At 72.7% G+C, this 6,223-nt stretch carries 6 protein-coding genes; 2 read left to right on the forward strand and 4 right to left on the reverse strand.

Annotation, left to right across the window (positions count from 1 at the left end; all coding sequences use genetic code 11):
* Positions 1–34 precede the first annotated feature (34 nt).
* Positions 35–781 carry an NADPH-dependent F420 reductase gene (locus PD653B2_RS10400; protein ID WP_207559513.1) on the forward strand — a complete coding sequence of 249 codons (747 nt, stop codon included), beginning with the start codon at positions 35–37 and terminating at the stop codon, positions 779–781.
* A gap of 173 nt (positions 782–954) precedes the next feature.
* Here PD653B2_RS10400 and PD653B2_RS10405 read toward each other — a convergent pair whose 3' ends face one another.
* Positions 955–1,458 carry a mycothiol transferase gene (locus PD653B2_RS10405; protein WP_085872307.1) on the reverse strand — a complete coding sequence of 168 codons (504 nt, stop codon included), beginning with the start codon at positions 1,456–1,458 and terminating at the stop codon, positions 955–957.
* A gap of 41 nt (positions 1,459–1,499) precedes the next feature.
* Here PD653B2_RS10405 and PD653B2_RS10410 point away from each other — a divergent pair, with 41 nt between their 5' ends.
* The gene (locus PD653B2_RS10410) at positions 1,500–2,480 is read left to right on the forward strand and encodes an LLM class F420-dependent oxidoreductase (RefSeq protein ID WP_085872308.1); all 981 of its coding nucleotides are present in this window, start codon (positions 1,500–1,502) and stop codon (positions 2,478–2,480) included.
* Positions 2,481–2,535: 55 nt separating this feature from the next.
* Here PD653B2_RS10410 and PD653B2_RS10415 read toward each other — a convergent pair whose 3' ends face one another.
* From PD653B2_RS10415 to PD653B2_RS10425, 3 genes are read right to left on the reverse strand one after another with little or no spacing between them, the layout of a single operon-like run.
* A complete protein-coding gene (locus PD653B2_RS10415) occupies positions 2,536–4,287 on the reverse strand; it encodes a DUF429 domain-containing protein (protein WP_085872309.1) in 1,752 nt (583 codons plus the stop codon).
* Positions 4,288–4,301: 14 nt separating this feature from the next.
* Positions 4,302–4,787, reverse strand: a complete 486-nt coding sequence (locus PD653B2_RS10420; RefSeq protein ID WP_085872315.1) for a TetR/AcrR family transcriptional regulator — start codon at positions 4,785–4,787, stop codon at positions 4,302–4,304.
* On the reverse strand, positions 4,784–5,974 hold the full coding sequence (locus tag PD653B2_RS10425) for a cytochrome P450 (protein ID WP_278247512.1): 1,191 nt from the start codon (positions 5,972–5,974) through the stop codon (positions 4,784–4,786). The genes PD653B2_RS10420 and PD653B2_RS10425 overlap by 4 nt, the downstream gene beginning before the upstream one ends.
* Positions 5,975–6,223 lie beyond the last annotated feature (249 nt).

Genomic DNA, 6,223 nt, shown 5'->3' on the forward strand with positions numbered 1-6,223 from the left:
TCGCCGCAAGGATGAAGTCGGCGAAAACCTACCCATGAGCCTGCCGCCGTCCGCGGTCGGCAGCGCCTCGCCGGTCGGCGCTGAGCTGGCCCGGCAGGAACAAGCGGGTCGTCGGCGCCGTTCGGCCTCCATGACCACCATCGGCTTCATCGGCAGCGGCAACATCGGCGGGACCCTCGCGAAACTCTTCGCGGACGCGGGCTACGACGTCGTCATCAGCAACTCGCGCGGGCCGGAGACGCTCGCGGACGAGGTCGCCGAGATCGGCGACCACGCCCGGGCCGCGACCGCGGCCGAGGCGGCGGAGGCCGGGGAGGTCGTGGTCGTGTCGGTGCCGTTCCTCGCCGTCGACCAGGTCCCCGTGACCCCGCTGGCCGGCAAGGTCGTCATCGACACGAACAACTACTACTTCGAGCGTGACGGGCACGTCGCCGCGATCGACGACGGGCAGACCACCCCGAGCGAGGTGCTGCAGGAGCACCTGCCCGAGTCGCACGTCGTCAAGCTCTTCAACGCCATCCAGGCCGGCCACCTCGCCACCCAGGGAGTCCCGGCCGGCACACCCGCTCGCCGGGCGCTGCCGATGGCGGGTGACGACGAGACGGCCAAGGCGACCGTGGCCCGGCTCGCCGACGAGATCGGGTACGACGTCGTCGACGTCGGAGCCCTCGCCGAGGGCTGGCGCTTCGACCGCGACCAGCCGGCGTACGGCGCCGCGGTCGACGCCGCCGGCCTGCGCGCGCTGCTCGACGACGCGAAGCGAGCCTCCACCTCGGCGTAGCCGCTGCGTGGCAGGATCCGGCCCATGGACGCCATGGAGTGCGACAACTGCGGCAGCACGATGCGCTGGGAGACGTCGCACTCGCGGTGCGACCGCTGCGGGCACATCCGCCCGTGCTGCGAGGGCGCTCCGGTGACCGCGAGCTGCGTCGTACCGTCGGCCGCCTCTCGTTCCTAGGCGCCGAGCAGGCCCCGCCCGTAGGCCGCCTGGCCCGCGTGCTGCAGGTCGTCGCTGACCACGCTCACGAGGCGTACGGCGAGGGTGACCGGCGGGTCCCAGCGCTCGTCGACGACCCGGTCGAGGTCGCCGTCCGCGACCGTCTGCAGGTAGGACACCGTCTGGGCGGTCACGGCGGAGAGGTAGTCGGCGAGCAGGTCGGCGCTCGCCCGCACCTGGCCGACCTCCTCGGAGGTCTGCCCGTAGCCGGTGGCGGAGTCCTCGAAGGGCAGGCCGAAGCGGTCGGCGTACCCCTGGGCCGTCCACACCTGCTCGAGACCGGCCACGTCGGCGACGTGGTCGTCCTGCACCCGGGCCAGGTGCCAGACCAGCCAGGCGATCGGGTTCGCGTCCGCCGTCGCGCGGTGCGCCAGCTGGTCGTCGTCGAGGTCCTCGACGGCGGCGCGGCCCGTCTGCTCGATGCGTCCGAAGGCGTCGATGAGGAGCTGTGCGGGAGTCATACGTCGACGTTAGCGACCGGGCAAGTGGGTACCGGCCGGGCATGACGAACTTCGGCTACACCCTGATGACCGAGCAGAGCGGACCCCGCGAGCTGGTGTCGTACGCCGTCGCCGCCGAGCGGGTCGGCTTCGACTTCGAGGTGATGAGCGACCACTACTCCCCGTGGCTGACCGAGCAGGGCCACGCGCCGTACGCCTGGACCGTGCTGGGTGCGGTGGCGCAGGCGACGTCGCGGGTCGGGCTGATGACCTACGTGACCTGCCCGACGATGCGCTACCACCCGGCCGTCGTGGCCCAGAAGGCCGCGACGCTGCAGATCCTCGCCGAGGGTCGCTTCACCCTCGGGCTCGGCAGCGGCGAGAACCTCAACGAGCACGTCGTCGGCGAGGGCTGGCCGGCGATCCAGGACCGCCAGGCCATGCTGCGGGAGGCCGTCGAGATCATCCGGTCGCTGCACAGCGGCGAGCTCGTGGACCACCGTGGCGAGTACTTCCAGGTCGACTCGGCCCGGGTCTGGGACGTCCCGGACGAGGGTGTGGAGATCGGCCTGGCGGTCGCGGGTGACCGCGCGATCGAGGAGCTGGCACCGCTCGGCGACCACCTGATCGGCGTCGAGCCCGACCCGTCGCTCGTCGAGAAGTGGAACGCCGTGAAGGGCGCCCCGCAGATCCCGGGCACGGCACGGGCCATCGGCCAGATCCCGATCTGCTGGGACCCCGACGAGGACACCGCGATCAAGAAGGCGCACGAGCAGTTCCGCTGGTTCGCCGGCGGCTGGAGCGTGAACGCCGACCTGCCGACGCCGGCCGGCTTCGCCGGGGCCACGCAGTTCGTGCGGCCGGAGGACGTCGCGGACTCGATCCCGTGCGGGCCCGACCTGGACAAGATCGTCGAGGCGGTCGGCGAGTTCGCGAAGGCCGGCTTCACCGACGTCGCGATCGTGCAGATCGGCGACGAGGGCCAGCAGCGCTTCCTCGACGAGGCGGCGGGTCCGCTGCTGGAGAAGCTGCGCGCAGGGTGACGCCGCCGGCTGCGAGTCAGGCCGACCCCGAGGTGCCGGCCGCGCTCGACGTCCCCTAGGTCGACGGGCGGGGGCCGGGCTGGTCCCGCATCTTCTCCAGGCGCGTCCGGAGCAGCGGGCGGCGGTGCTCGTTGCCCGGAAGTTCGACGTACCGCTCACCGAAGGCGGCGAGCAGCGCGTCGTCGAGCCGGCGTACGGCGCCGGGCGGGTAGCGGTAGTCCATCCGGGCGGTCAGCGCGTCCTCGTCGACGCGGGCGAGGACCTCCCCGAGCTCGGCCAGCGTGGTGATGCCGAGCTCGGGCAGCAGCCCGGCGATCCAGGCGTAGTGGTCGGCGCGCGACCACTCGGCGTCGTCGAACTGGCCGGCGAGGTACGCCGCGAGCTCGCGCGGGGTGATCGCGTCGTCGTCGGTCTCCTCGTCGTCGACGGAGGCGCCGCGGAGCCGGTCGCGGATCGTGGTGAACTCCTGGTCGGCGAGCTCGAGCAGCCCGGCCGCGAGCGTGAAGCGCCGGTCGAAGTCGCGGGCGTGCTCCTCGGGCACGGTGCCCTTGTAGCGGATGTCGTGCTCGAACTCCGCCCACGCGTGCTGGAGGACCGTGCGCACCTGCACCTGGGCGGTGAGGCCCCGCAGCGACTCGAACGCCGGCTGGCCGTTCTCGAACGAGACCAGCAGGTGGCGGCTCGCGTAGCCGAACCGTCCCTCGCTGGCGGTCTCCTGGCCGAGGTCGCGGTCGTCGATGACCCGAAGTTGGGTGCCGAGCAGGTCGGCGACCGCGGACACGTCGCTGTGCACGTAGGTGATGACCCGGACACCGATCTGGTCGGTGATGTCGCGCAGCGGGCCGGGGTAGACGAGCTCGCCGTCGACCGCCCGCGCGGCCTTGGTCGCGAACGACGCGACGCTCTTGGTGCGGCCGCCGACGGTCAGGTAGTTGATCCCGGCCTCGTCGAGGATCGAGGTGATCAGGGCGACGTACTGGTCGCCGGCCTCGACCAGTGCGGGCTGGCGGGCGGCGTACTCCTCGACCGCGGTGCGCACCGGGTCGGGGGCCGGCCGACGCTCGCGCGGGGTGGGTGCGTGCCCCTCGGGGAGGGTGGGCGTGACGATGTAGCCGTTCGCGAGGTCGCCGTACGTCGTCACGTGGTCGGGCTCGCGGGTCGCGAAGAGCGCGACGTACGCGCAGATGACGGCGTCGACCTGGTCCTCGACCACCCGGAGCTCGCTCTTGCGGGTCGCGGTCTCGACCTGCGCCACCAGCGCGCGCCAGGTCGGGTGGTCGAGCAGCATCGGCGTGGGTGCCGCGGCCAGCCCCTCGAGCAGGCCCATCAGCACGAGGAGCTCGCCGCGCAGCCGGTCGAAGGAGCGGCCGGGCTTGTTCTTGTACTTGAGCGTGCGACCGAGCCGGAAGAGCGCGACCGTCGCGGGGTGGGGGTAGACCTCGATCGCCCGACGGCCGCGGCCGGAGCGGGGGTTCATGTCCAGGCCGAGCCGGGCCGCGAGCTTCGCGCCGCGCGGCTCCTTGAGCTCGGGCTTGCCGGTGTTGGAGGGGTGCGCGCCGGCGTCGAAGCGGGCGAAGTCCCTGTTGAGCGCGGCCTCGGCGGGCCGGTTGCCGGTGGCGTTCTTGACCACCAGGGGCGCGTCGATGGCGACCAGGCACTCGCGCTCGACGTAGGGGCTCAGCGCCTCGGCGATCTCGTCGTCGGTGCGCACAGCGGAGATGTGCACGAGACGACCGGCGTCGTCGAGCACCGCGATGCCGGTGGGCTGCCGGTTGCCCCACGCCAGGTCGAGGCCCACGAAGTACATGGGCCCACCCTGCCCTATCGCCGGTCGGGCAGCCCCGGCACGACATACGTCTCGACCATCGCGCGCTCCTCGGCCGCGTCCCGACCGGGCACGATCAGCAGCGAGACGATCACCCGGACCAGCCAGCGCGCGGCGAGGTCGTCACCGGCGGCCGACAGGCCGAGCGCCTCGATCACCTCGCTCGACTGGGCGAGCGCGGCGGTGGTGCCGGCGTCGGCGGCGCCGAACCAGGCGAGCAGCTCGGGTGCTTCGCGGACGTGCCGGACGGCGGCGAGCACCGCGTCCGGCAGGTTGTCGGTCTCGGCGGCCACCAACGCACCGATGCGCCGGGTCTCGCGGTGCACGAAGGCGACGTGGAGCTCGTGCCGGTCGGCGAAGTAGCGGTAGAGGGTGGCCCGCGAGCACCCGGCCGCCCGGGCGATCTCGCCCATGCCCACGGCGTTGACCCCGCGCTCGACGAAGAGCGCGGCGGCGGCGTCGAGGATCCGCTCGGGCGTCATCCGGCCACCCGGAACGGCACCGTTGTCGGTCGCCGCACGTAGGAGCCCGGCGCCCACTGGACCGCGTCGAGGTCGACCGTGAAGTCGGGGCAGCGGGTGAGCAGCTCCTCGAGGGCGACCCGCGCCTGCATCCGGGCGGCCGCGGCGCCGATGCAGTGGTGGCTGCCCTGGCCGAAGGTCAGGATCTGGCCGGGCCTGCGGCGTACGTCGAGCTCCTCGGCGTCCGGTCCGTAGCGGCGCGGGTCGCGGTTGGCGGCGGCGTAGAGCAGGAGCGCCCGACGGCCGGCGGGGATGGTGACCCCCTCGATCTCGACGTCGCGGGTGGCCGTGCGGGCCAGGCCCTGCACCGGCGAGGTCAGCCGCAGGAACTCCTCGATCGCGTCCTTCACGAGCGTCGGGTCGTCGACCAGGAGCCGGCGTTGGTCGCGGTCGGTCTCGAGCAGCTGGACCGCGCCGCCGAGCATGCCCGTGGTGGTGTCGTTGCCGCCGGTGACGACCGTGAAGACGTAGGCGAGGATCGAGAGGATCCCGGCGTCGTCGTCACCGACGCCGGCCGCCACGAGCTGCGAGACGGTGTCGTCGCCGGGCTCGGTGCGGCGCCGCTCGAGGAGCTCGGCGAAGTAGCCCATCATCTCCGTGATCGCCTGGGTGGCGGCGCCGATCTCTCCGGCCGAGCTCGCCGACACGATCGCGTGGGTCCAGTCGTCGAACCGCTCACGGCCGTCCTCGGGCACGCCGAGGTAGTGGGCGACGACCATGCTCGGCAGCGGCTTGAAGAGCGCCTCGACGATGTCGCCCTCACCCGCGTCGCGCAGCCGCTCGAGCCGGTCGACCACGAACGCCCGCACCTGCGGCTCGACGGTCGTCACCTGGCGAGGCGTGAAGCCCCGCGCGACGAGCTTGCGGAAGGCGGTGTGGTCGGGCGGGTCCAGCATCACCATCGGGCGGTTGTCGGCGAGGCCGATCGTGTCGAGCTCGTCGTACTCGACGGTGAGCCCCTGCGCCGAGGAGAACGTCGCGGTGTCGACAGCGGCCGCGAGCACGTCGGCGTGCCGGCTGAGCACGTAGTAGTCACCGTCCGGGCGGCTCGGCCGCGACACGTGGTGGACGGGGTCGTGGTCGCGGAGATCGGCGTACATCTGCCATGGGCTCCGCCACGTCTCGGCGGTACCGGGTTGATAGGTCACGCCGCCATCGTGAGACATATTCATGAATTTGTCCAACGGGGCGGGTGGGCGCTGGGCGCGGTCGCCTCCCGGCCCGCCGGTGGTTGGGAAGTACGAAACCTTGGCCCGCCGGTGGTTGAGGAAGGCGCTCTGGCGCCTGTCTCGAAACCCCCCCCAGCCCGACCGCCCTCCCTCAGGTGGGCTGCGGGTTGCTTCGGGTTGCGCGCCGACAGGCTGACAACGGGACCAGGTGGTTGCGGTCGCTTCCCG

It is taken from the genome of Nocardioides sp. PD653-B2 (genome assembly GCF_002117935.1).
GTDB lineage: Bacteria > Actinomycetota > Actinomycetes > Propionibacteriales > Nocardioidaceae > Nocardioides.

Bases quoted from the DNA above. Each gene is read 5' to 3' on its own strand.
- PD653B2_RS10415 (WP_085872309.1), bottom strand. From the start codon at position 4,287: ATGTACTTCGTGGGCCTCGACCTGGCGTGGGGCAACCGGCAGCCCACC.
- PD653B2_RS10410 (WP_085872308.1), top strand. From the start codon at position 1,500: ATGACGAACTTCGGCTACACCCTGATGACCGAGCAGAGCGGACCCCGC.
- PD653B2_RS10405 (WP_085872307.1), bottom strand. From the start codon at position 1,458: ATGACTCCCGCACAGCTCCTCATCGACGCCTTCGGACGCATCGAGCAG.
- PD653B2_RS10420 (WP_085872315.1), bottom strand. From the start codon at position 4,787: ATGACGCCCGAGCGGATCCTCGACGCCGCCGCCGCGCTCTTCGTCGAG.
- PD653B2_RS10400 (WP_207559513.1), top strand. From the start codon at position 35: ATGAGCCTGCCGCCGTCCGCGGTCGGCAGCGCCTCGCCGGTCGGCGCT.